Here is a 22,703-nt window from a genome sequence, read left to right as displayed (position 1 = left end):
GCCCAGCGCCGACAACGCCTCGGGCAACGGCCAGCTCAGGCCGGGACGATGCTGACCAGCTTCGGGGCCCGGACGATGATCTTGGCGATCTCCGCGCCAGCCAGGGCCCGCTGCACGTTCGGATCGGCCAGCGCGAGGGACTCCAGCTCGCCGTCGGAGATGTCCGGGGCGACCTCGAGCTTCGCGCGTACCTTCCCCTTCACCTGCACCACGCAGGTGACGGATTCCTGCACCAGCAGCGCGGGATCGGCCACCGGCCAGTTCGCATTCGCCACCGACGGCTCGTGCCCGAGCAGTTCCCACATCTCCTCGGTGACATACGGGGCGACCAGGCTCAGCATGATCGTCACGGTCTCGGCCGCCTCGCGTACCGCCGGATCGTCGCCACCGCCGGCATCCAGCGCCTTGCGCGCCGCGTTGACCAGCTCCATGATCCGGGCGATCGCGACATTGAACCGCTGCCCCTCGATCAGCTCGGTCACCTGGGCGATCGTCCCGTGCGTCACCCGCCGCAGCGCCACGTCGCCGGTCGCCGGATCGGCGCCGACGGGGCTGGTCACATCCTGGGCCAGCCGGTACGCCCGCTGCAGGAACTTCAGCGAGCCGGCCGGCGACACGTCGGCCCAGTCGATGTCGTCCTCCGGGGGACCGGCGAAGACCACCGTCAGCCGGACGGCATCGACACCGAACCGGTCGATCTGCTCGCCCAGATCGACCCCGTTGCCGAGCGACTTGCTCATCGACTTGCCCTGGTTGATCACCTGGCCCTGGTTGAGCAGCCGCTGCATCGGCTCGGTGAAATCGACCATCCCCATGTCGTGCAGGACCCGGGTGAAGAAGCGCATGTAGAGCAGGTGCAAGATCGCGTGCTCGACGCCGCCCACGTACTGGAAGACCGGCATCCAGCGCCGCACCGCCTCGGGATCGAACGGGCCCCGGTCGTATCCGGGCGAGGTGTAGCGGAAGAAGTACCACGACGAGTCGACGAAGGTGTCCATCGTGTCGGTGTCGCGCTTCGCGGGGCCGCCGCAGATCGGGCAGGTGGTGTTCACCCAGTCCGTCGCCGCGGCCAGCGGGCCCTGCCCGTCGGTCCCGCCGCGCGGGGCCAGGTCCTGCCCCCGCAGGTCGGGCAGTTCGACGGGAAGTTGATCATCGGGCACCGGAACCTCGCCGTGCTCCGGGCAGTGGATGATCGGGATCGGACAGCCCCAGAACCGCTGCCGACTCAACAGCCAGTCGCGCAGCCGGTAGGTGGTCGCGGCCTCGCCGGTGCCGTCCGCGGTCAGCCGCTCGATGATCGTCGCGACGCCGGACTGCTTGTCGGTCAGCCCGTCCAGCACGCCGGAGTGCACATAGGCGCCGTCGCCGGTGGTTGCGATGCCGCTGCTCGCCGGGTCGTCCTCGCCGGTGTCGACGACCATCCGCACGTCGAGCCCGAAGGCGCGGGCGAAGTCCAGGTCGCGCTGATCATGGGCGGGCACGGCCATCACGGCGCCGCTGCCGTAGTCGGCGAGCACGTAGTCGGCCACCCAGATCGGGATCTCCTCCCCCGTCGCCGGGTTCGTCGCGTACCGGCCGGTGAAGACGCCGGTCTTCTCCCGCTCGGTCGACTGTCGCTCGATCTCGCTGGCCTGCTTGGTCTGCTCGAGGTACGCCTCGAACGCCTCGCGATGATCATCGGTGACCAGCTCGGTCGCCAGCGCCGACTCCGGCGCCAGCACCAGGAAGGTGGTCCCGTAGAGGGTGTCCGGCCGGGTGGTGAACACCCGGATCGGCTCGTCGCGGCCGGGCACGGCGAAGTCGACCCAGGCACCGACGGACTTGCCGATCCAGTTGCGCTGCATGGTCAGCACCCGCTCGGGCCAGTGACCGGACAGCTCGTCCAGGCCGGCCAGCAGGTCCTCCACATAGTCGGTGATCTTGAAGTACCACTGCGTGAGGTTGCGCTTGGTGACCAGCGCGCCGCAGCGTTCGCAGTGCCCGTCGATCACCTGCTCGTTCGCCAGCACGGTCTTGTCGACCGGACACCAGTTGACCGGGCTCGCCTTCCGATAGGCCAGGCCACGCTCGAAGAAGCGCAGGAACAGCCACTGGGTCCAGCGGTAGTACTCCGGGTCGGAGGTGTGCAGTCGGCGCGACCAGTCCAGGCTCAGGCCGTAGCGGTGGAAGGAGTTGGCCTGGGTCTCGATGTTGGCATAGGTCCACTCGGCCGGATGCGCGTTGCGCTTGATCGCGGCGTTCTCGGCCGGCAGGCCGAAGGAGTCCCAGCCGATCGGGTGCAACACGTCGTAGCCGCGCAGCCGCAGATAGCGCGCGATCACGTCGCCCATCGCGAAGGCCTCGGCATGGCCCATGTGCAGGTCGCCCGACGGATAGGGGAACATGTCGAGGATGTAGCGGCGCTCGGCGGAGTCGTCATCGCGCGCGGCGAAGGTGTCGTGCTCGGCCCAGTAGCGCTGCCAGCGCTCCTGCGCCGCCGCCGCGTCGTAGCCGCGCCGCTCCACCTCGCCGCCGCGCGGCTCGTCGACCTCGCGCGTGGCCTGTTCGTTGGTCATGCGTCCTTCCTCAGCCTGCTCCGGTGGATCCCCTGCCCGGGCGTGCGCGCCCGGACACGACAAAGCCCCCCGCGCACGAGGGGCCGCCGCGCCTGGTCGGTCGCCTCAGCGCGGCCCGGTAAGGAGCAGGGTGCGTTCCATGCCGCGATTCTAACCCCGCCCCGCCACCGGCGCTTCCCGGTGCGCTCAGGCCCCCGCGCGCTGGAACTCCAACACCTCCGCCAGCGTCGGCGGCTGGGCCCCGACCCGGGTCACCACGAGCGCCGAGGCTGCCACGGCGCGCTCCAGGGCACCGGTGAGGTCGGCGGGGTCCGCGGCATGGGCGGACAGGAACCCGGCCATGAAGGTGTCGCCCGCGGAGATCGTGTCGACCAGCTCGACCTTGCGCCCGGGTACGCGAACCGCGTCGGTCGCGGAGACGGCGACGGCACCGTCCGGGCCGAGGGTCAACAGGCCCAGGTCGAGGCCGAACTCGGCGACCCAGCCGCGCATCAGCTCCTCGGGGTCGCCGGCCGCGCCAGAACCTCGGGCCAGGAACCGGATGTCGTCGTCGCTGGCCTTCACCATGCCGCCGGCACCCGCCCGGGCGCGCTCGCCGACGATCTGCAGCCACGGCCGGATCCGGCGCCAGTACTCGGCCGGGTCGTCGATCAGGCTGGACCGCACGTTCACGTCGACCGAGATCCCGCCCGGCAGGCCGCGTGCCCAGTCGAGCAGCACCGAGGCGCCGGGCTCGACCACGGCCGCCAGCGTGCCTGTGTGCAGCCAGTCGGTGGGCTCGAGCGCCGGCAGCTCCTCGGGCCGCCAGGCGAAGTTGGCGGTGTCGTGGAAGTGGAAAGTGTAGCTGGCCCGGCCCTGCTCGTCGAGGCTGACCACCGCCAGCGAGGTCGGCTCGGGGGTGGAGACGGCGAGGTCGAGGTCGACCCAGTTCTCGACCAGGTGCTGGCGCAGTTGCTGGCCGAACGCGTCGCGGGACAACCGCCCCAGATAGCTGGCCCGCTGGTCGAGCAGCCGCAGCGCGATCGCGGTGGTCATCGGGCCGCCGGCCGAGGTGGCCTGCCAGGTGGTGGAGAACCAGGCATCCGGCGTACCCCCCGCCGGCAGCAGATCGATCAATGCCTCGCCGCACACCACGAACCGTCCGATGTCCACCCGCGTACGCTACCCCGGCTCGTCGGGGTCGGGCACGGACAGCGGGCCACGGGCGCGCGCGGGGTCCCAGGCCGACGGGGGCACCATCGCGGCGTTGAGGTCGAGCAGGTCGTGGGCCAGCGGCTCGGTCTCGTCGATCGCCAGTGCCCGCTCGGCGCAGATCAGTTGCAGCGCCCCGTCGCCGCTCACCCAGGCGGCCATTCCGAGCAGCGCCAACGGGCCAGCCGCCCAGGGCTGGGGGGTACGCCGCACCACGGACGACCAGAACCCGACCAGGTCGGACGCCCGGTCGCGGGTCAACCGGCCCAGCGCCGCCGCCTGCCCGGCACCGGTGCCGGCGAGCACGGCCAGCTCGGCCACCGCCTCCTCGCCGAGCGGGCCGGCAAGCCCCGCATCCAGCAGCTCCGCCGTGCGGGCGTCGAGCTCGTCGTCGTCGGGATCGGACCGGATCAGCGCCAGCATCGCCTCGGTACAGGACTCGGCGAGCGTGTCGTCGCCGTGCCGGGCCAGGTCTGCCAGCCCCTCCCGGCTCGGCAGCGCCCGCAGGCCGGCGACCACCGCCTCCGCCACCTTCGGGCTGGCGGCATCGACGGCCTCCGTCGCGCCGTCCGGCTCGAACACCGAACACCACGCCGCGTGCCGGACCACGAGCGCATCGACCACCACCCCTGCCAGCGCCTGCGCCAGCCTCGCCAGCAGATAGCCCACCGGGTAGTCCTCGTCGTCGCTGAAGGCGAGCAGCAGCACGCCGTCACAGCGCTGGGTGTCGAGGATCTGCGCGGCCCGGGCGACGAGCTCGCCGGCCCGTTCGGGATCGGGCAGGTCGACGCGCGCGGTGACCACCAGCCGGGTCCCCCGCAGCGCGACCAGGACCAGCGACTCCGCCGGGTGGAAGCCCAGCAGGTAGGGCACGGCCGCGACGAGATCGCCGCGGTCTCCGATGCGCATCCGATGGCCAGCGGCGCCGGGATCGCCCGAGTCGATGTCGCCCGAGTCGATGTCGCCCGAGTTCGGGCCGTCCGAGTTCATGCCAGACAGTTGCCGTGAGCCGCCCCGAACTGTCGCCCGCGGCCGGATCTGTGGAGAACTCCGGCGGAAAACCCGCCTGTGGAAAGCCTCGCGCTCAGGCGGTGCGCGCCGCCCGGCCGACCTGCCGGTAGAGGTCTTCGAAGGTGTCGAGGGTCTGCTCGAAGCTGTGTGCGGCCACGATCTCGCGGCTGTTCTTGCCCATCGTGGCCCGCAACTCGGCATCGCGCAGCAGCGACTCCAGGCGCCCGGCCAGCTCCGCGGCGTTGCCCGGCGTGAACAGGTAGCCGTTGTCTCCGTGGTGCACCAGGTGCGGCAGCGCCATCGCATCGGCGGCCACCACCGGCAGCCCGGCAGCCATCGCCTCCAGGGTCGCGAGGCTCTGCAGCTCCGCGACGCCGGGCATCGCGAACACATCGGCGCGCCCGTAGGCGGCGAGCAGCGCCTCGTCGGGCAGGAACCCACGGAAGACGACCCGGTCGGGACCAAGGCCGAGCCGCCCCGCGAGCGCGCGCCAACTGTCGCGGTGCGAGCCGTCGCCGACCACCTCCAGTCGGCCCGGCAGGTCCTCGGGCAACCGGGCCATCGCGCGCAGCAGGTCGTCGACCCGCTTCTCCTGGTCCAGCCGGCCGACGAACAAGATCACCGGGGTCGGATCGTGCTCTGCCCGCTCGGCGGCGGCCAGATAGGGGGCGATGTCGATCCCGTTGGACACCGCGATCGCACCGACGCCGGTCGAGCGGTCCAACAGCTCGACCGCCCGCGGCGTCGGCGAGGTCACGGCACCGGCCTTGCGGTAGATCCGCGCCAGATCCCACCACAGCACCCGCGACGCCGGGCCGCGCAGCGGCACCGGGCACGGCACATGATCGAAGAAGTTCTGCGGCATCAGGTGATTGGTGGCGACGATGCCGATCCCGCGGGCGCCGGCGATGGTCATCAGCGCGCGGCCGAGCAGGAAGTGGTCCTGGGTGTGCACCACATCGGGCGAGACCGCGTCCATCACCTGGCGCGCGGAGCGGCGTACCGTCCCGGGCAGGCAGACCCGGAAGGTGTCGTAGAGCGGGTAGGTGATCGACCGCATCCGGTGCACCACGACGCCGTCCGCGCCGACCACCCGCTCCGGTGGCCCGGTCGGCGACGGGCAGGCCACATGCACCTCGTGTCCGCGCGCGGCCAGCCCGCGGGCGAGCCGCTGGGAGAACTGCGCCGCGCCGTTCACGGTGGGCGGGTAGGTGTCGGTGCCGATCAGGACCCTCATGGCTGCTTTCCGGTCGTGGGTACGCCGGCCCGGGCATACACGCCCAGCACGGCTCGGGTGAACTCGTCGGCGCCGAACAGTTCGCGCGCCTGCACGGCCGCTGCCGAGGCGGCGAGCACGGGCGCGGGGTCGCGGGCCAGGTCGGCGAGCCGGCGGGCCAGCACCCCCTCGTCGTGGCCGAAGGCGGGGATGCCGGCGCGGTCCAGGCCTTCGGTGAGCGCGGGGTCGGCCCAGATCACTCCGCGCAGGGCCATGATCGACTCGGCGACGGTCATCGGCTGATTGTCCCAGCCGATGGAGCTGAGCGCACTCACGTGGCTGCGGGCCAGCCAGTCGGGGATGTCGGCGTGCGGGACGCGGCCGTGCAGGGTGATGCCGGGGGCGGCGCCGACCAGCCGGCGCGCCCGGTCGTACTGCGGTCCGGTGCCCAGCAGGTCGATGTGCAGCCGCTCCGGGCCGACGGCCTCCAGCGCGCGCAGCGCGGAGCGCAGGAACGGCAGGACGCGCTTCTCGTCGGCGAAACGGCCGATCCACAGCACCCGCAGCGGTCCGTCGATGCTGCGCACGGGCCGGGCCGCGGCGTTCGGAGAGACGGCATTGGGCACGACGTCGACGCGCTCCAGTCCCGCCGCTCGCAGGGCCGCGGCCTGGTGCGCCGAGGGCGAGACGACCCGGTCGGCGGCCAGGCCGACGGCGAGGCTCATGTTGCGCAGGGCGGAATCGCCGGGCCGGTCGGCGAGCCGGGCCCCGGGGTCGGCGAGCCCGGTGAGCCAGCGGTGGAACGGCGGCCCGCCGAGGGCCAGCAGCCGCTGGATCGGTGCCTGGGTCTGCCAGAAGAAGGTGTGGATCGTCTGCACCGCGGGCAGGCCGAGCTGGCGCGCGGCGGCGATCGCCGCTGCGGCCACGCCGAACTCGGAGTGCACGTGCACCACCTCGGTCCCGGCGGCGGCGAAGGCTCGCCGGAACATGGCCCGCAACCGCGCCGTGTTCCGGGCGACCGGGAAGCCGAGGCCGGGCGCGACGAAGGCGACGGGTACGCCGAGCGCGGTGACGCGGGGTTGCCGGCCGAGGGCGGCGAGCCGCTCGCTCGGCGGGCAGATCGCCAACACCTCGGTGCTGCGGGCGAGGGTGCCGACCTGCTCGTGAAAGGCGTTCTCGGCGCCGCCCAGCGTCGCCAGCGTGTAGTCGCTGACCACTGCGACGCGCGGCGGGCGTTGCTGCGGCATCAGGCGGGCCCGCTCGCCTCCGCGCGCTGGCGGGCCTCCGGGTGATACCTCGACAGGCCGGCCACGCCCGCGGTGGCGAGAGCCCCGGCGACGGTCATGCCGACGACCACCAGCGGCGTGATGCCGACGCCCTCGTTCAGCACGAACAGCCCGTAGATCACCGCGACCAGCGGGTCGATGGTGGTCAGGGCCCCGACGACGATCTCGGGGTGGCCCAGGGCGTACCCCTGCTGGATCATCCAACCGCCGATCACATAGGTCGCGATGATGCCGACGAACGACACGACCACCCCCGGCGAGAGAAAGTGCTCCCCGCGCCCGAGGAAGACGAACATCGACTTCATCAGCGCCGACGCCAGCCCGTAGAGCACCGCGCCGCCGGCAGCGAGGGCGAAGGAGCGGAAGACCTCCGGGATCACCCGGCTCAGCCCGACCAGGGCGAAGCCGATGCCGTAGCAGACGGCGATCGCGATGATCATGTGGCCGAAGTCGATGGTGGCGCGGTGATCGTCGGAATAGCGGGTGGACAACATGGTGAAGCCGACGATGCCGACCACCGTCGCGCCGACCGCGAGCCAGACCGCCGGGGTGGTGCGATAGCCGTAGATCTTCGAGGCGACGAGCACCGACCAGGGCACGGCGAGGATGCCGACCGGCTGGATGACGGTGACGGGGGCCTGGGTCAGCGCGATCAGGTGCAGCGCGGCGCCGAAGCCGACCAGTGCCAGACCCAGCACCCAGCGCGGCTTGCGCAACAGGCCGAGGATCTGGCGCAGGCTCATCTCCTGCTTGGCGCCGGCGGTCTGGTCGGCGCTGATCGCCATGTGCTGCAGGATCGCGCCGCCGGCGAAGCAGAACGACGCGATGACGACCAGTCCGATGGCGATGGCGATGCTCAGGGTGACTCTCCTCGGCCAGGAATCGGATCCACAGCCCACGGCCGGGTCCCGCTCAGCGGTCTGCAAACGCTGTCAGCGTAGTGCAGCGCGGCGTCGACGTAGTCGTCCTGCGAACCCGGATCCGACCCGGAGGATCTGCCCCAGGGAACGACTCGGCTCGGCCCCTGGTCGGAGCCGAGCCGGGTCGGATGATCAGCCGTAGACGACGACCTTGTCGCCGATCCGCACCTGGGAGTAGAGCTTGGCGATCTTGCCCTTGTCCCGGACGTTCACGCAGCCGTGCGAGCCACCGTTGTAGCCGCGGGCCGCGAAGTCGGCCGAGTAGTGCACCGCCTGGCCGCGGCTGAAGAACATGGCGTACGGCATCGGGGTGAAGTACATGTTCGAGACGTGGTTCTTGGACTTGCGGTCCACGTAGAACGTGCCCTCGCGGGTCGGGGTCTCATCGGTGCCGAAGCGGACGTCGAAGGAGATGACTGCGCGTCCGTCGATCACCCACCACAGGCGATTCGACTTCTTCGACACACACATCACACGGCCGGTCATGCAGCGCGGGTCGAGGCCCTTGGCCTTGGCCGAGGAGTCCGATCCCGACGTGCCCGACTTGTCGGACTTGTCCTTCTTCTCGTCGGTCTTCGGCTTCACGTTGTTCAGCTCGTCGCTGGTCGGCTTGCGCGTCATGTCGTGCAGGCGGTCCAGCGTGCGCTGGTCGACCTTGCCGGTCTGCGGCAACGCGCGCTTTTCCTGGAAGCCCTTCACCGCCGCGGCGGTCTGCGAGCCGTAGTTGCCGGTCACATCGCCGGAGAACCACTCGAGCTGCTTCAACCGCGCCTGCAGGTCCTTGACCTTGTCGCCGGAGTCGCCGGACTCCAGCAGGGTCGGGCCCGGGGTGATCCGGTTGTTCAGCTCGTCGTCGGTCGGCTTGCGGGTCATCGAGTTCAGCGCCTCGAGCGTCTTCGCGTCGACCTCACCGGTCTGCTCGAGTTCGCGCTTGGCCTGGAAACCCTTGACCGCGTTCTCGGTGGTCTCGTCGTACTCGCCGGTGACCTTGCCCTCGAGCCAGCCGATCTGCTTCAGCCGGGCCTGCAGGTCCTTGACCTTGTCACCCTTGGCGCCGCGGGAGAACAGCGCGGGATCCTTGGTCGGCGTAGGACTCGGGGTGTTGTCGGGCGTGGGGCTGGCCGAGGGGGTCTCGGGTGCGCTCGTTGTCGGCGCGGGCGCGACCACCGCGGTCTGGCGCGCCTCGTCGGCCGGTGCCGCGCAGGCACCGAACAGCAGGGCGCCGATCGCGGCAGTGGCCATCAGAGCGGGGACTCGTCGGGACATACGAACCTTCTCCTTGCCGGGCGGGGGGCCCGGAGCGTCGGGACAACGGGAGTCAATCTATGGCAGAAACGAGTCCCGCGACGAGTGGGGAGTTCCCGTGGGCGGGCAGAACTTGGTCTCGATTCGGAAACAATCTGCTACGCCACCGCCGTCCGGCCCGTGTCCCGGGCGCGTGCGACCGTGGTCTGGCCTTCGCCGCCGAGGGTCTGCGATCGGCCCGAGACCGTGGCCGGGCACGGCGTCGGCGCCTTCAATGGCGGCATGGCGATCTCATATCCGGCGGCCGCGCCCCTCCCGCCCGCACCTCTCGCGATGCCGACCCCCGATCTGAGGATCGGCGATGCCGAACGCTCCGCCGCCTGCGACGAACTGGCCGTCCACTTCGCCGCCGGCCGGCTCACCGAGGGCGAGCTGTCCGAGCGGATCGAATCGGCCGCGCGCGCACAGCGCGCGGCCGAGCTGTATGCGTTGTTCCACGACCTCCCCCGGCCCGGGCCCCGCACGCCGGCCGCCGGCCGGGCGCCGGTCGGTCGCGGCTACGGCGATGCGACGGTCGCGGCCGGAGTGATCGCGGCGGCCTGCACGCTGACCTGTTTCCTGATGGTCGCGGGCTCGGTGCTGATCGCGCCGCCGATCGCGGTGTTCGCGCTCATCGGCGGTTTCCTCGCCGCCATCGGCGGTGGCTCGATCGGCTGGCTGTTGGCGCGGCGGCGGATCGCCTGAGCCCCACCCCGCCCGGTCGGTACGCTGACGCAATGGCGCAACACGAGGACGTGTCGGCGACGGTTGCCGAGCTGATCTCCCAGATCGGCGCGGACGCGGTCGTGACCGATCCGGGGCTGATCGACAACTACCGCTGGGACTGGACCCGCAGCCGCCTGGCCGGCAAGCCGCTGGCGGTCGCCCGCCCGGCGAGCGCCGAGGGCGTCCAGGCCGCCGTCCGTTGGGCCGCGGCGCATCGGATCCCGATCGTGCCGCGCGGCGCCGGGAGCGGGCTGTCCGGCGGATCGTGTGCCGTCGAGGGCTGCCTGCTGCTGAGCCTGGATCGGATGCGGAGCATCGAGATCGACCTCGCCACGCGTACCGCCGTCGTCGAACCCGGCGCCCTGAATGCCGAGGTCAAGGCCGCGGCCGCCGAGCACGGGCTGTGGTACCCGCCCGACCCCAGCTCGTTCGAGATCTGCTCGATCGGCGGCAATGTCGCGACGAATGCGGGCGGGCTGTGCTGTGTGAAGTACGGCGTGACGACCGACTACGTGCTCGGTCTCGATGTGGTGCTGGCCGACGGTACGCTCGTGCGGCTCGGCGGCCAGCGGATCAAGGACGTGGCCGGGCTGTCGCTGACGAAGCTGTTCGTGGGCAGCGAGGGCACGCTCGGCATCGTCACCCGGGCCATCCTGCGGCTGATCCCCGCCAAGCCGCCGGCGGCGACACTGGTCGGCTACTTCCCCACCGTGAGCGCGGCGGCCCGGGCCGTCGTGGAGGTCGGAGCGACGCTGCGCCCGTCGATGATGGAGCTGATGGATGCCCGGTCGATCGGCTGCGTGGAGGACTACCAGCCGATGGGCCTGGATCGGGATGCGGGGGCGATGCTGATCGCGCAGTCGGATGCGCCCGGCGAGGCCTGTGGCGCGGAGATCTCGATCATGGAGGAGGCGTTTCGGACCGCGGGGGCGAAGGAGACCTTCGTGACCACCGACGCCGACGAGGGCGAGCTGTTCCTCGCCTCGCGGCGGGCGGCTTTCCCCGCCGTGGAACGCAAGGGTTCGCTGATGCTGGAGGATGTCGGCGTGCCGATCCCCCGGCTGCCCGAGTTGCTGGAGGGCATCGAGCAGATCGCGGAGCGGCACGAGGTGGAGATCCCCACCGTCGCGCACGCGGGCGACGGCAATACCCATCCGATCGTGGTCTACGACGGCACCGATGCCGACGCCGAGGCGCGCGCGGCGCGGGCCTTCGACGAGGTGATGGGCCTGGCGATCGGTCTCGGCGGAACGATCACCGGTGAGCACGGCATCGGCCGACTCAAGCGCGGCCCGCTGGCCCAGCAGCTCGGGCCCGACGTGATGGCGCTCACCCACAAGATCAAGAGTGCGCTGGACCCGGACGGGATTCTGAATCCCGGTGCTGGTTTCTGAGGTACGCCCTCAGGCCGAGATCTGGACGTGCGCGGGGTCGGCGGCCCGGTAGATCCGGACGTAGTCGACCCGCAGGCTGGCCTCGTCGTCGATCGACGAGCCGGCGCCCGGGTCGACATCGAGAGCCAGGTCGAGCACCAGCGGCCCGGTGGGAATCTGCTCGGTGAGGCTGAGCACGAGGTCGCCGTCGACGTAGTAGTCGAGCCGGTCGTCGCGCCACGCCAGGCCGATGGTGTGGTCGCCCTCGGCGAGTAGTTCGGGTGGGGTCGGCAGCGTCGCGGTGCAGGCGGCGGCTCCGGCGTCGGTACACGGGCCGTCCGGGGTGCGCAGGCCGAGCCGCGCCGCGGTTGGCGTACCCGTCACCTCCAGGGCCGTGATCGTCGTGGTGTCCCGGTCGGGTGCGTCGTCCGGTTCGGCCGGGGTGAGCCGGACGGCGGGGCGGTACGCCGCTCCCTTCGGCACCCGCAGGCGGGTCTCCAGGTAGCTGCCGGGGGCGAGCGCGACCCCCTGGTCGGCGCCGCCGGTGCTGACGGCGCCGGTGGACCAGCCGCCGTCCTCGCGGGCAGACAGCAGCAGCGCCCCGCCGGCGACGGTGACCTGGTCGGCGCTGTGGTCGCCCTGCTCGGCGACGTTCCAGATGTTGGTGTCGAGGGCGGTGCCGTTGAACTCGTCGGCCAGTTCGAGCTGCCAGGTGCCGGTCGGGGGTGCGGCCTGGGCCGGCACCGGGGTGCACAACAGTGCGGTGCTGCCCAGCACGGCGAGCGCAAGCCCGCGGCCCAGCCGTCGCATGCGTTGTCCTTCCGGCGTTCGGTGCGGCCGATCGTCGGCCGTCTCGTCATCCCCGGTACGCCACCATAACCCCGCGTACCACATCAGGCCCAGTTCGGGGTCTTGCACGCGACGAGACCGGAAGCCAGCGCGAGGGCGACCGGCAGCAGCGCGAGCCAGAGATTGACCGCCCACCAGGAGGCGTCCCAGCTCCCCCACAGCGCAAAGAAGCTGAGCGCCATCAGCCCGGCGGCATGGGTGAGGGCGAGCGCGGTGACGTAGGCGGGCACCGACCAGCGGTGGCCCCCGGGCAGCAGTGACCAGACCAGGCCGGCGGCGATCGCCAGGGCGTCGAGCGGGAAGAACGACCAGTTCCAGGCCTTGAGCCAGGCCCCCTCGCCGACGGAGATCACGCCGAGGGCGGTCAGGGCCCAGTAGGCGAGCAGACCGAGATCGGTGACGACGAGAAGGGCCTTGCGGGCTGCCGGCAGGCGGCGCGGCTGGTGCTGCATGATCACGATCTCACTGTACCGGACGTCCGGTATTGTCCGAAACCACATCCCGGACGCCCGGTACAGTCCCCGGGTGACTTCTCGGGACCGGATCCTCGACGCGGCCGGGCGGATCCTGGTCCGCGACGGCGGGGACGCGGTGACGATCGCGGCGGTGGCGCGCGAGGCGGGGGTGAGCAAGGGCGGGCTGTTCTATCACTTCGCGTCGAAGGAGCTGTTGATCGACGGTCTCATCGCGCGCTATGTGGCGACGTTCGACGAGTTGATCAACCGGGCCGGCGAGGAGCCGGGGGCGGCGACCGAGGCGTACCTGCGGTCGGCGGAGCGCACCAGCGGTCCGGCGGGGCAGCCGGTGATCGCGCTGCTCGCGGCGACGGTGGTCAACCCGCGGGCGCTGGACTCGCTGCGGGAGCGCTACCGGGCGTGGCAGGACCGGTTGGACCGCGACGGCGTACCCGCGGAGGTGGCGGCCACGATCCGGTTCGCCGTCGACGGCCTCTGGCTCGCCGACACACTTGATCTTGCTCCCGCCCGCGGCGCCGCCCGCAAACGAGTGATCGGGGAACTCCGGGCGCTGTTCGGGAGCCGTTGACGACCTGATCCCAGCGCCGACGAAGCCTGGCATCAGGACCGTCCAACGCCCCGCGACAGCAAGCAGGTTGGTTAAGATCCAGCCAACGATCCGCCACAGGCCAACCGGAGGCGACCCATGGCGCGCTTGAGTGACACGATTGTCGGTGTCGTTGCAAAACGACTGACTGCCGTGGAAACGGATCCGAACCGTTCGAATCAGCACGAGTTCAACGGTGGGCTATCCATGATATCGTTGCTCGGACCTGAACGTCAGACCTTTGCCACCAAGTTCGTCTATCTTGACGCCGACGAGGACCAAGAAATAGAATTTGGCACCACCACTTGGTACGACTCCAGGCAAAACCACCCAACACGCACAGAGTATCGGCTATATTATCCCACGCACGTACAATTGACAGCGGGAGTGCGTGCTGGCGACGCCTGCTTTATCATTCTGACCATTTCCCGCGAACTCTTGATAGTGTACGTGGCGGCGGGGTCTGAGTTCATCGGCCAGCTTTCGTGGCTGTTCGACGTCGAACTTGTCGGCGAAAAAGCGGTCGGCAATTCAATGACTGAGGGCAGTGCGAGCGGCCTGGTTGAGCGCATGATTCTTGACGTTCTCGGGGTCGCTGAACCTGAGATCGACGCTCCTGACGCATTGACGGAATTGTCTAAGCACATAGACATCACAGACTTTCCCTCCACGTCGAGGTTCTCAGAAGTCGCACGGCTGATCACGCAAGACAGCAATTCAAGTTCCGATGATCTGCTCAAGGCGTGGCTCGACCAAGAAGAACGACTGTTTCGCGCCCTGGAGCACCACTTGATACAAGAACGCCTGCGTCAGGGCTTCGTCAATGACGACACTGTTTCCGTTGACGAATTCGTCAGCGCGGCACTTACTGTTATAAATCGCCGGAAATCTCGCGCGGGACATTCTCTGGAAAATCACGTTCAGGCCATGTTCGAGCTGCGTGGCGCGCAGTACAGCCGGCAGCCAGTCACGGAAGGGCGTTCTCGACCAGACTTCATATTGCCGGGGTCGTCTCATTACGGTGACGATGACTTCCCAGTCGAGCGACTCACTGTTCTTGGCGTGAAGACCAGCGTCAAGGATCGTTGGCGCCAAGTTCTCGCGGAAGCTCAGCGGGTTGAGCGCAGATTTTTGCTCACGATCCAACCGTCGGTCACGACGCATCAAACAGACGAGATGCGCCACCGCGGCGTGCAGCTGGTCGTTCCACGACCGCTACACACTGGATACACCGACGAGCAACAAGACTGGCTCTGGGACGTGGAGGACCTCTTGGGCCATGCGCTTCGCAATCAATCTTGACCCTGTCCTCGGGCTCGCAGCCTAGGCGGCTGCAGGCGCCACGATGCGCTCGACGTGCGGCCTGACGGCATGAGCCACCGCCGTAACCAACGGGACAACGACGCTATTCCCGAATTGCTTGTATGCTTGGGTATCGCTTACTGGGATAGCGAAACTGTCATCAAAACCCATGAGGCGCGCGCATTCTCGCGGAGTAAGACGTCGCGGTCGCTTGCGCGGACCTTGCGCGACCAGTATCTCCGATCCGTCCTTATAATACCTGGCTGAGAGTGTTCGAGCCACACTGTTCCGATCTACCACCCCATACCCAAAACCGTTTCCTGCAGTACGGTGCTTTATAGCGTATCCCTGTAGATAAGTCCATAGGTGCGACGTCAGTGTGTACTTGGCGGCGACCACACCGTCATCATTAGTATACGGCGGGCAAGCAATCTCTGACCCGTCTTCTGGATGAAGAACGCTTGACATCGTCGGCTCGGTTGAGGGCATCTCGACGTCATCAAACGAAAACTTGGTGGGCTCGCGAAATCCTACCATGAAGATCCGGCGCCGGGCTTGGGGTACCCATGGCCTTGAATCGATAACTCGATAATGGAACTCGTACCCGAGCTCATCCTGAAGAGATCTTCGAATGACCTCGAATGTGCGCCCGCGGTCATGCGATTTCAGATTCTTTACATTCTCCAGAACGAAAGCCGCCGGTCGCTTCTCTTTGAGTAGTCGCAAGACATCGAAAAAGAGCGTACCTTGAGTTGCATCTGAGAACCCGTGGAGGCGCCCAAGTGAGTTCTTTTTTGAGACTCCAGCGATACTGAACGGCTGGCACGGAAATCCTCCAACCAAAACGTCGTGATCTGGTACGTCGTTGGCGTGAACATCCGTTATATTGCCCGCATAGCGATGCCCTAACTGCACGCCGAAATTTGCTTGATAGGTTTGCTGGGCAAATCTGTCCCACTCAGAAGTGAAGACACACTTTCCACCCGCACCCTCAAAGCCCAAGCGGGTCCCGCCGATTCCAGCAAACAGATCAATGAAGGTGAATCTCTCGTCGGGCGCCCCAACCCGGGGCGTGAGGAGTTGCGCACACCGCGAGCGAACCCAACTTGGCTCCGCGGTGTCGCCAGCCTGCCACCGGCGTACCTGACGTTCGCTCTTGCCCAGTGCGTCGGCGACAGCCGCCAAGGAGCCAAGTCGCGTTATCAAGATCTCTAACTCGTCCGACATCGTCGTGGTAGTCCTCTCTCGGTCCCGTGGGGATGACCTGCGGACATTGTGTCCGCATCGCATCCCCATCGGCGGTAGTCGTCGCGGCGTGTCGGTCGAACATATGTTCGCCGTCGGACACCCCAGAGTGCACCATGCCAGGGTGGTGACTGTGTTGGCGATGAACGGGGATCTCCGCGCCGAGGTCGCACGGGCGATGGCGGCGCCACTGCCTCCAGTCAGCCCGTCGGTCCGGTCGCGGTTCAGCAGTCAAGTTCGAGAGGGTACGAAACCTGAGTTGGCGCTTCGCAGCGAGCTTCACCGGCGGGGTAGACGCTTTCGGGTGCAGTATCCAGTTCCTGGAAACCCTCGGAGGCGCATCGACATAGCGTTTCCGCGTGCTCGTATCGCTGTGTTCGTTGACGGGTGCTTCTGGCACGGCTGTCCGGAGCACTTCGTTCCACCCAGACACAATCGCGCATGGTGGCTTGCCAAGGTTGCAGTGAACCGCGATCGCGACGAAGACACCATCCGTGCCCTTCGCAACATCGGCTGGACCGTGCTTCGCACATGGGAGCACGACTCGGCGCCCGAGACGGCAGACCGTGTGGAAGCCTTCTTGGATCGCTGCAGATGACTTGCACAGACCGTCGCCACGAGGACAGCTTGCCAGGCCTGCCGGGATGCCGCGGTCTACTCGCCGCGTTCCGCGATTTCGTGGGCGTGATCACGAAGCCAGTCGAACACCCCGGCGAGCGGTTCTGAGGCGCTGCGCCCGAGCGGGGTCAGGCGGTAGCTGACGGTCGGCGGAACGGTCGCCGCCACACTGCGCTCGATGAGGCCGCTGCCGCCGAGTGTGCGCAGGGTCTGGGAGAGCATCTTCTCGCTGACACCGTGGATGCGATCGCGCAGTTCGAAGAAGCGGTGCTCGCCGTCGCGCAGGGCGACCAGGATGAGGAATCCCCACCGACTGGTGAGCTGGTCGAGGACCACCCGGCCATAGCAGGATCCGTCGAATGCGTCCGTCGACGGGTCGAGCGCGCGAGCGTCTGCCAAGGCAGCCACCTCCTTACCCAGGGGCAGGGGTTGGGGCGTGAGCGCGAAGTGCGTACATCCCCATGGTAAGCCCCTTGCCTACGGTGAGTACGTGACCAATCAGCACCCACCGCACGATCGACCCGAGAGGGAACACGCCACGGCACTCGCGTACCAGTCCTACTCCGCGCGGGCGGCGAGTACCACCTGTCGTCTCGCGACAACACCAGCGGCGACGACACCTACCCGGGCGGTCAGGTCGTGTTCATCACCTTCCCCGAGGGTCACGGCGGCGAGGCGTTCGACTTCACTCTCGACCTGAACCGCGCCGGCAACGGGCCCTGCGGCTACTCCCACCTCAGCGCCTGCGCCCTCCCGCCGCCCGCCAACGCCATCCATACCGCCGTCACCGCTGGGGAGAAGATCGCAGCCCGGATGCGAACGGCACCCGAGAGGGGCGACTGAACTGACCCCGGATCCAAGACCATCGCCATGATCAAATGACGCGCCGGACCACTACCGGTCGAGGCCGCCTTCCCCCTCGACGACGCGCGCCAGCAGCGCGGTCAAGGTCTTGATCTCGCTGCTGCTCAGCGCGCCGAGCTGGGCGCGCTCGGTGGACTCCGCGACATCGATGAGTTCTGTGGTCAACTTCGTGCCCGCCGAGGTGAGTTCGGCGTACTGCCGGCGCCGGTCCGCCGAGTCCCTGGCCCGGGCGAGGAGGCCGCCGTTTTCGAGGTGATCGAGATAGCCGACCAGGTGGCTGCGGTTGAACCCGAGGCGGTCGGCGAGCTCGTGCTGCGCCGTGGGGCCGAAGTCGCGCAAGCCGACCAGGACCGCGAAGTGCGGCAACCGCAGGCCGTGTTCGGCGAGCCGCTCGACCAGCGGCCTCTTGCCGATGGTGGACACATGGCCGGCAACGTATGACGGCAGCCGCATCAGGGTCGGCGGGCGTCGGCTCTCGTTCACGGAGCAAGCGTACATCTTGAAATCGTGTCGTTGTGTAACAATATCTGCATGGACTCATCTACTCGTCACTCCACGGGCGGGGCATTCGCCGCCCTGCTGCTGGCCGTGCTCTCCTTCTCCCTGCTCCAGACCTTCGCCGTTCCCGCACTGCCCGCGCTGAGCGTCGACCTGGGCACCGACACCGCGACGATCTCCTGGGTCATCAGCGCGTTCCTCGTCTCCTCCTCGGTCGGCACCGTGATCCTGGGCCGCCTCGGTGACATCTTCGGCCGCAAGCGCCTGATGTTGATCAGCCTCGCGATCCTCGCGCTCGGCTCGCTGCTCGCCGCCCTGTCCGGCTCGATCGGCGCCCTCATCGCGGCCAGAGCCATCCAGGGCCTCGGCGCAGGGACCTTCCCCCTGGCATTCGGCCTGGTGCGAGAGATCTTCCCGCGCGACCGGGTGCCGGTCGTGATCGGGACGATCAGCGCCGTGTTCGGCATCGGATTCGGGCTCGGGCTCGTGCTGCCCGGGCCCCTCATCGACGCCTTCGGCTGGCCGTCCCTGTTCTGGGCATCCCTCGTCCTCGTCCTTGTGGCTGCCGCCGCGGTCATCGCCTTCATCCGCGTCCCCGCCACCCCGACCGCGGGGCGCGTCGACTGGATCGGCGCGCTCGCACTCTCGGTCGCGCTGGTCGCACTGCTGCTCGCGGTCAGCCAGTCCCGTCTCTGGGTCGTCTTGCCGCTTCTGGCCCTGATCGTGGTTGCGGTTGCGGCGTTCGCGGTGTTCTTCGTCGTCGAGGCGCGTACGCCCTCGCCATTGATGGACCTGGGCATCCTGCGTCGCCGACCCGTCGCCGCGGCGAACGTGACCGCCCTGATCATCGGCTTCGGGATGTACGGGGCGTTCACCCTCGTCCCGCAGCTCGTCCAGACGCCCACCAGCTCCGGGTACGGATTCGGGGCGACAACCACGCAAGCCGGGTTCTTCCTGCTGCCGATGGCCGCCACGATGCTCGTCGCCGGGCCCCTCGCCGGAAGGCTCGGCCCGAAACTCGGGTGGGCGGCCACGCTCGTCGCCTCCTGCTTCATCGGGGCCATCGGGTTCGCCTTCCTCGCGATCGGCCGCGATGCGGGCTGGGCGATCGCCACCGGAGCGGGGATCATCGGCGTCGGCGTCGGGTTCGCGTTCTCCGCGCTGGCGAACGTCGTCGTCGCGGCCGTCGACCCCCACGAGACCGGGGAGGCCACCGGCGTCAACACCATCCTGCGCACCATCGGCGGGGCCTTCGGCGCGCAGATCGCCTCCGCCATCGTCACCGGCAACACCCCGGCCGGCACGAGCGTCCCCGAGCCCGGCGGCTACACGCTCGCCTTCACCATCTCGGCGATCGCCCTGCTCGTCGCCGCCCTGGCCGCGTTCCTCGGGCGTACCGCCCGCACCCAGCAGGCGACGGGTACGCCCCGATGAGCGCCGCGAAGGAGACCGGTTACGGGCACGAGCCGTTGCTCGGGGTCGTCCTGACTCCCGACGCCGGCGACCCCGGGCGGACCGTCGATCGCGCTGTCCTCGCCGAGCAGGCCGGGCTGGACGTCGTGAGCGTCTCCGATCACCAGTACCACCCGGGATTCCTGGATGCGTGGACGCTACTCGCCTGGATCGCCGCCCGCACCGAGCGGGTGACGGTGCTGCCGAACGTTGCCAACGTCCAGCTCCGCCCGCCCGCTGGGCTCGCCCGCGCCGCAGCGTCCCTGGACGCCCTCAGCCTGGGTCGCGTCGAGCTCGGACTCGGCGCGGGCGGCCACGGTCACGCGATCGCCGCCGAGGGCGGCGCCGACCTCACCGTCGGGGAGCGCATCGCCGCGTTCACCGAAGCCCTCACCGTTGTCCGATCCCTCACCACCCCCGGGCCGCCCGTGACCATCGACGGTGCGCACCACCGGCTCGTCCGAGCGAGCCCGGGGCCCGCCCACCCGCACCGGATCGGGCTGTGGATCGGAGCGGTCGGGCCCCGCATGCTCGGCCTCGTCGGGCGACTCGGCGACGGGTGGATCCCCTCGGCCACCCGCATCCCTCCCGAGCAGCTCGACGCCGCCAACGCGCGCATCGACCGAGCCGCCCGCGCTGTCGGCCGCGACCCCGCCGACATCCGCCGGCTCTACAACAGCCCCGCCCCTCCCGACACCACGACGACAAGCTGGGTCCGCCAGCTCACCCGATTGGCCGAGCAGCACGGGATCAGCGGGTTCCTGCTGTTCACCGACGACCCGGCCACCATCACCCGCTACGGCACCGACATCGCACCCCGGGTCCGGGAGGCGCTCGGATGAGATTCGTCCTACCGCCCTGCCTTCGCCTCGAGAGCTACGAAGATCAACGCCCCACCGGTCCCGACACCCTCGAGGCGCCCGTCACCAGCCGCCTGACCGACGTCCATGATCATTTCCGTCGCCTTGTCGAAGACATCCACACGTTGCTCGACAACGGCGAGGACGATCTCGACCTCCGACCCGTACGCGCTCGTCTGACCGCGCTGTCGTGCCGGCGGTACTGCGTCGATCTGGTCAGCCATCACGTCCGCGAGGACAGCGACATCTTCCCCGCGCTCGCAGCGATGCGGCCCGAACTCGCCACCGTGCTGACCCGCTTGAGCGCCGAGCATGACGACATGCACCAAGCGATCCGGCTCGCGTACGACCGGACCCTGAGCGTCGCGACTGCGGCAGATCGCGACGAGCTCCGGATCCTGGTCCACGCCCTCGCCGAGATCGTCGAGTCCCACTTCCGGTACGAAGAACACGAACTCGGCCACGCGATGAACGCCGCCCATCGGTGAGGGTCCTTGCTCGTGGTCTCGCTGTGATTGCTGCAATCGACCGCTACCCGCCGTGCTCGCCCACCCGGGCAATTGAGGCGGCCAGATCCAGGTCAGCCTACGCGCGCGAGGAGTGCGAGCAACGTGGACCGTTCCTCTGCGCTCAGCTTCGCGAATACTTCATCCTGGACGCCCGCCATGACGCGACCAGAGCGACCAGCGGCCTGCTGGCCCGCGACGGTCAAGGAGACCAGTACTCGACGCCCATGTCCTGGGTCTTTGATGCGGGAGACGAGCCCCGATTCTTCGAGTGCTCGCACGGTGTGAGTTACGTCGCGCGGGTCGAGCGAGACCGCTTCGCCCAGCGCGGCCTGACTCAGCTGACCGCGCTCGGCCAGCGCGGCAAGGCACCGATATCCGTATCCACTGACGCCGGCTTCGGCGAGGCGCAGATGAAGCGTCTGGTGCGAGCGGGTGGCGGCAGAGCTGAGGATCCAGGTGGGAAGCGCTGCGAGAGATTCAAGCACGGATATTGCCCTATCTTGGTGGCACCAATACAGTCTTGGTACTACCAACATATAGGAGAGCCCGATGCCCAGCACACGTCCCCTCCCGACCGTCACCGGCCGCACCGAGAACGCGCTCCGCGCCCTGCTCACGAAAACGCTCTCGACCACCGCCATCAGTTCATATGGGGGATGGGTTGTCCTCAACGCGGTGGCGGCGAACGCTTCCTCTTCTGGGACGTCGTGGCGAACCGCCGTCGCTGATGCGCTCAAAGTCGAACAGGTCGTCATCGATGAGGTACTCGACGAGCTTCGATCCGCGAACCTCGTCGACGACCATGATGATGTGACGAACTTCGGCCACTCCGAGCTATCCGCGGCACGGGCCGCGGTCTCCGCGACCACCTCGCGCCTCGTGGAAGACCTCAGCGACGAGGAACAGGAGACCACCCGAAACGTCCTCGACCGTGTTCGCATCCGCGCAGAAGAACTCCTGCACGCATAGATCTGCCGATCCCCACGAACGCCCGCTCAGCCGGAGGAACAACGAGTGCGATGACAAAGAGCGACACAGCGCCGCGGCCAACGGCAGTTCCGTCAACATCTGTTGGCCACTCAGAGGGATGCCTGTGCTTTCACCGGTGAGGCGCCGACGCGGGTCCTGGAGGCTGGGCACCTCTATAGCTATGCGCAGCTCGGTGTCCATCACGAGCATGGCGGTCTACTACTGCGCCGCGACATTCACCGCCTCTTCGACGATGGTTGGCTGGCAGTCGATCCGGAGAGTCTGCGTATCGACGTCGCCAACCCTCTCGAAAGCTATCCGCAATACGCGCGGCTCCATGATCAGCGGTTGCGTGCCGACGTGCAAGACAGCCAGGTCCAGTGGTTGAGTCATCACTGGAAGGAGCACCGTGCAAGCTGAAGGAAGTGATTCCCACACGCGGCGCTGCTTTGCCTAATCGCCTTGAGGACCGGTCCCAGTGGAGTCCGGCGGCACGGTGAACGTGCGGTGTACCGGGGGCGGGAGAGGGTCTCTGAGATTCCTGTTCGCCAACAAGGACGCGCGGTGTTGCTCCAGTTGTACTGGTGAGATTCGGTTCGGTGGCCAATGCACATCGTGCCCGGGTGACGGCCAGATGCGTGTCAGCCAGCCATCGTTCCGATCGGCCCACTGGCCGAAGTCGTCCAGGCTTGGGTGCGGGCTGAGGAGCACTTCCCAAACAAGCTCGACATCTACCGACATCGAGTAGAACTCGTACCGAGGCATTGTCGATGGCAGGACCCCGAAGAGACCTCGTTTCTGCGACCCGCGGTCAACCAGTCCCACACGGACGTGCAGCCCCACCGGCGGTTGACCGTCGCGAACGACCGAAGCCAGGGCCTGTTGACACTCTTGAAGGCCCCAGTGACCGGGT

General features: G+C 68.7%; 23 protein-coding genes and 1 pseudogene. 11 read left to right on the top strand and 13 right to left on the bottom strand.

Features of this window, described 5'->3' with window-relative positions:
• Window positions 1-35: 35 nt before the first annotated feature.
• The 7 genes from leuS to ACXDC7_RS08075 form a co-directional block, all read right to left on the bottom strand.
• Window positions 36-2,555, bottom strand: a complete 2,520-nt coding sequence (leuS, locus tag ACXDC7_RS08105; protein ID WP_459221795.1) for a leucine--tRNA ligase — start codon at window positions 2,553-2,555, stop codon at window positions 36-38.
• 186 nt (window positions 2,556-2,741) lie between these two features.
• Window positions 2,742-3,707: a PfkB family carbohydrate kinase gene (locus ACXDC7_RS08100; protein WP_459221794.1), complete on the bottom strand. Its 966-nt coding sequence runs from the start codon at window positions 3,705-3,707 to the stop codon at window positions 2,742-2,744.
• A 9-nt stretch (window positions 3,708-3,716) separates the two neighbouring features.
• A complete protein-coding gene (locus tag ACXDC7_RS08095; RefSeq protein ID WP_459221793.1) occupies window positions 3,717-4,736 on the bottom strand; it encodes a DUF4192 domain-containing protein in 1,020 nt (339 codons plus the stop codon).
• A gap of 94 nt (window positions 4,737-4,830) precedes the next feature.
• Window positions 4,831-5,994 carry a glycosyltransferase gene (locus tag ACXDC7_RS08090; protein ID WP_459221792.1) on the bottom strand — a complete coding sequence of 388 codons (1,164 nt, stop codon included), beginning with the start codon at window positions 5,992-5,994 and terminating at the stop codon, window positions 4,831-4,833.
• On the bottom strand, window positions 5,991-7,220 hold the full coding sequence (locus ACXDC7_RS08085) for a glycosyltransferase family 4 protein (protein ID WP_459221791.1): 1,230 nt from the start codon (window positions 7,218-7,220) through the stop codon (window positions 5,991-5,993). The genes ACXDC7_RS08090 and ACXDC7_RS08085 overlap by 4 nt, the downstream gene beginning before the upstream one ends.
• Window positions 7,220-8,185 carry a DMT family transporter gene (locus ACXDC7_RS08080; RefSeq protein ID WP_179444020.1) on the bottom strand — a complete coding sequence of 322 codons (966 nt, stop codon included), beginning with the start codon at window positions 8,183-8,185 and terminating at the stop codon, window positions 7,220-7,222. The genes ACXDC7_RS08085 and ACXDC7_RS08080 overlap by 1 nt, the downstream gene beginning before the upstream one ends.
• A 126-nt stretch (window positions 8,186-8,311) precedes the next feature.
• Window positions 8,312-9,445: a peptidoglycan-binding protein gene (locus ACXDC7_RS08075; protein ID WP_459221790.1), complete on the bottom strand. Its 1,134-nt coding sequence runs from the start codon at window positions 9,443-9,445 to the stop codon at window positions 8,312-8,314.
• Between the two features lie 261 nt (window positions 9,446-9,706).
• Here ACXDC7_RS08075 and ACXDC7_RS08070 point away from each other — a divergent pair, with 261 nt between their 5' ends.
• Together ACXDC7_RS08070 and ACXDC7_RS08065 are read left to right on the top strand one after the other, a co-directional pair.
• The gene (locus ACXDC7_RS08070; RefSeq protein ID WP_179444021.1) at window positions 9,707-10,168 is read left to right on the top strand and encodes a DUF1707 SHOCT-like domain-containing protein; all 462 of its coding nucleotides are present in this window, start codon (window positions 9,707-9,709) and stop codon (window positions 10,166-10,168) included.
• Window positions 10,169-10,200: 32 nt separating this feature from the next.
• A complete protein-coding gene (locus ACXDC7_RS08065; protein WP_459221789.1) occupies window positions 10,201-11,583 on the top strand; it encodes an FAD-binding oxidoreductase in 1,383 nt (460 codons plus the stop codon).
• A gap of 9 nt (window positions 11,584-11,592) precedes the next feature.
• Here ACXDC7_RS08065 and ACXDC7_RS08060 read toward each other — a convergent pair whose 3' ends face one another.
• Window positions 11,593-12,372 (bottom strand): glycoside hydrolase family 16 protein, encoded by a 780-nt coding sequence (locus tag ACXDC7_RS08060; RefSeq protein ID WP_459221788.1) that lies wholly within the window; start codon window positions 12,370-12,372, stop codon window positions 11,593-11,595.
• An 83-nt stretch (window positions 12,373-12,455) separates the two neighbouring features.
• Window positions 12,456-12,863, bottom strand: coding sequence for a DUF5360 family protein (locus tag ACXDC7_RS08055; protein WP_459222812.1), 408 nt, complete (start codon window positions 12,861-12,863; stop codon window positions 12,456-12,458).
• 73 nt (window positions 12,864-12,936) lie between these two features.
• On the opposite strand from ACXDC7_RS08055, the gene ACXDC7_RS08050 reads away from it, so the two are divergent.
• Both ACXDC7_RS08050 and ACXDC7_RS08045 read left to right on the top strand, forming a co-directional pair.
• Entirely contained in the window at window positions 12,937-13,455 is a 519-nt protein-coding gene (locus tag ACXDC7_RS08050; RefSeq protein WP_459221787.1) for a TetR family transcriptional regulator, read from the top strand.
• 117 nt (window positions 13,456-13,572) lie between these two features.
• Window positions 13,573-14,775 (top strand): type II restriction endonuclease, encoded by a 1,203-nt coding sequence (locus ACXDC7_RS08045; RefSeq protein WP_459221786.1) that lies wholly within the window; start codon window positions 13,573-13,575, stop codon window positions 14,773-14,775.
• 21 nt (window positions 14,776-14,796) lie between these two features.
• Here the strand turns inward: ACXDC7_RS08045 and dcm are convergent, their stop codons facing one another.
• On the bottom strand, window positions 14,797-16,002 hold the full coding sequence (gene dcm, locus ACXDC7_RS08040) for a DNA (cytosine-5-)-methyltransferase (RefSeq protein WP_459221785.1): 1,206 nt from the start codon (window positions 16,000-16,002) through the stop codon (window positions 14,797-14,799).
• A 103-nt stretch (window positions 16,003-16,105) separates the two neighbouring features.
• On the opposite strand from dcm, the gene ACXDC7_RS08035 reads away from it, so the two are divergent.
• On the top strand, window positions 16,106-16,618 hold the full coding sequence (locus ACXDC7_RS08035; RefSeq protein WP_459222811.1) for a very short patch repair endonuclease: 513 nt from the start codon (window positions 16,106-16,108) through the stop codon (window positions 16,616-16,618).
• A 56-nt stretch (window positions 16,619-16,674) separates the two neighbouring features.
• Here ACXDC7_RS08035 and ACXDC7_RS08030 read toward each other — a convergent pair whose 3' ends face one another.
• Window positions 16,675-17,037, bottom strand: coding sequence for a winged helix-turn-helix transcriptional regulator (locus ACXDC7_RS08030; RefSeq protein WP_459221784.1), 363 nt, complete (start codon window positions 17,035-17,037; stop codon window positions 16,675-16,677).
• 183 nt (window positions 17,038-17,220) lie between these two features.
• Between ACXDC7_RS08030 and ACXDC7_RS08025 the strand changes: the two are divergent.
• Window positions 17,221-17,481 (top strand): annotated as a pseudogene (locus ACXDC7_RS08025) (DUF1684 domain-containing protein); the annotation flags it as partial.
• 51 nt (window positions 17,482-17,532) lie between these two features.
• Here ACXDC7_RS08025 and ACXDC7_RS08020 read toward each other — a convergent pair.
• Window positions 17,533-17,985, bottom strand: coding sequence for a MarR family winged helix-turn-helix transcriptional regulator (locus ACXDC7_RS08020; protein WP_459221783.1), 453 nt, complete (start codon window positions 17,983-17,985; stop codon window positions 17,533-17,535).
• 48 nt (window positions 17,986-18,033) lie between these two features.
• On the opposite strand from ACXDC7_RS08020, the gene ACXDC7_RS08015 reads away from it, so the two are divergent.
• From ACXDC7_RS08015 to ACXDC7_RS08005, 3 genes are read left to right on the top strand one after another with little or no spacing between them, the layout of a single operon-like run.
• Window positions 18,034-19,434: an MFS transporter gene (locus ACXDC7_RS08015; RefSeq protein ID WP_459221782.1), complete on the top strand. Its 1,401-nt coding sequence runs from the start codon at window positions 18,034-18,036 to the stop codon at window positions 19,432-19,434.
• Complete coding sequence (locus ACXDC7_RS08010; RefSeq protein ID WP_459221781.1) at window positions 19,431-20,294, top strand: LLM class flavin-dependent oxidoreductase; 864 nt, start codon at window positions 19,431-19,433, stop codon at window positions 20,292-20,294. Before ACXDC7_RS08015 ends, ACXDC7_RS08010 begins: the two co-directional genes overlap by 4 nt.
• On the top strand, window positions 20,291-20,800 hold the full coding sequence (locus ACXDC7_RS08005) for a hemerythrin domain-containing protein (RefSeq protein ID WP_459221780.1): 510 nt from the start codon (window positions 20,291-20,293) through the stop codon (window positions 20,798-20,800). Before ACXDC7_RS08010 ends, ACXDC7_RS08005 begins: the two co-directional genes overlap by 4 nt.
• A gap of 92 nt (window positions 20,801-20,892) precedes the next feature.
• On the opposite strand, the gene ACXDC7_RS08000 is transcribed toward ACXDC7_RS08005, so the two are convergent.
• The gene (locus tag ACXDC7_RS08000; RefSeq protein WP_459221779.1) at window positions 20,893-21,306 is read right to left on the bottom strand and encodes a MarR family winged helix-turn-helix transcriptional regulator; all 414 of its coding nucleotides are present in this window, start codon (window positions 21,304-21,306) and stop codon (window positions 20,893-20,895) included.
• A gap of 64 nt (window positions 21,307-21,370) precedes the next feature.
• On the opposite strand from ACXDC7_RS08000, the gene ACXDC7_RS07995 reads away from it, so the two are divergent.
• On the top strand, window positions 21,371-21,790 hold the full coding sequence (locus ACXDC7_RS07995; protein WP_459221778.1) for a hypothetical protein: 420 nt from the start codon (window positions 21,371-21,373) through the stop codon (window positions 21,788-21,790).
• Window positions 21,791-21,892: 102 nt separating this feature from the next.
• On the top strand, window positions 21,893-22,210 hold the full coding sequence (locus tag ACXDC7_RS07990) for an HNH endonuclease (RefSeq protein WP_459221777.1): 318 nt from the start codon (window positions 21,893-21,895) through the stop codon (window positions 22,208-22,210).
• Window positions 22,211-22,703 lie beyond the last annotated feature (493 nt).

The sequence above is a fragment of the Naumannella huperziae genome (genome assembly GCF_054073625.1).
This window is presented reverse-complemented; position numbering and strand designations above follow the sequence as displayed.

Bases quoted from the DNA above. Each gene is read 5' to 3' on its own strand.
- leuS (WP_459221795.1), bottom strand. From the start codon at position 2,555: ATGACCAACGAACAGGCCACGCGCGAGGTCGACGAGCCGCGCGGCGGC.
- ACXDC7_RS08095 (WP_459221793.1), bottom strand. From the start codon at position 4,736: ATGAACTCGGACGGCCCGAACTCGGGCGACATCGACTCGGGCGACATC.
- ACXDC7_RS08090 (WP_459221792.1), bottom strand. From the start codon at position 5,994: ATGAGGGTCCTGATCGGCACCGACACCTACCCGCCCACCGTGAACGGC.
- ACXDC7_RS08085 (WP_459221791.1), bottom strand. From the start codon at position 7,220: ATGCCGCAGCAACGCCCGCCGCGCGTCGCAGTGGTCAGCGACTACACG.
- ACXDC7_RS08075 (WP_459221790.1), bottom strand. From the start codon at position 9,445: ATGTCCCGACGAGTCCCCGCTCTGATGGCCACTGCCGCGATCGGCGCC.
- ACXDC7_RS08070 (WP_179444021.1), top strand. From the start codon at position 9,707: ATGGCGATCTCATATCCGGCGGCCGCGCCCCTCCCGCCCGCACCTCTC.
- ACXDC7_RS08065 (WP_459221789.1), top strand. From the start codon at position 10,201: ATGGCGCAACACGAGGACGTGTCGGCGACGGTTGCCGAGCTGATCTCC.
- ACXDC7_RS08060 (WP_459221788.1), bottom strand. From the start codon at position 12,372: ATGCGACGGCTGGGCCGCGGGCTTGCGCTCGCCGTGCTGGGCAGCACC.
- ACXDC7_RS08055 (WP_459222812.1), bottom strand. From the start codon at position 12,863: ATGCAGCACCAGCCGCGCCGCCTGCCGGCAGCCCGCAAGGCCCTTCTC.
- ACXDC7_RS08045 (WP_459221786.1), top strand. From the start codon at position 13,573: ATGGCGCGCTTGAGTGACACGATTGTCGGTGTCGTTGCAAAACGACTG.
- dcm (WP_459221785.1), bottom strand. From the start codon at position 16,002: ATGTCGGACGAGTTAGAGATCTTGATAACGCGACTTGGCTCCTTGGCG.
- ACXDC7_RS08035 (WP_459222811.1), top strand. From the start codon at position 16,106: ATGTTCGCCGTCGGACACCCCAGAGTGCACCATGCCAGGGTGGTGACT.
- ACXDC7_RS08015 (WP_459221782.1), top strand. From the start codon at position 18,034: ATGGACTCATCTACTCGTCACTCCACGGGCGGGGCATTCGCCGCCCTG.
- ACXDC7_RS08010 (WP_459221781.1), top strand. From the start codon at position 19,431: ATGAGCGCCGCGAAGGAGACCGGTTACGGGCACGAGCCGTTGCTCGGG.
- ACXDC7_RS08005 (WP_459221780.1), top strand. From the start codon at position 20,291: ATGAGATTCGTCCTACCGCCCTGCCTTCGCCTCGAGAGCTACGAAGAT.
- ACXDC7_RS07995 (WP_459221778.1), top strand. From the start codon at position 21,371: ATGCCCAGCACACGTCCCCTCCCGACCGTCACCGGCCGCACCGAGAAC.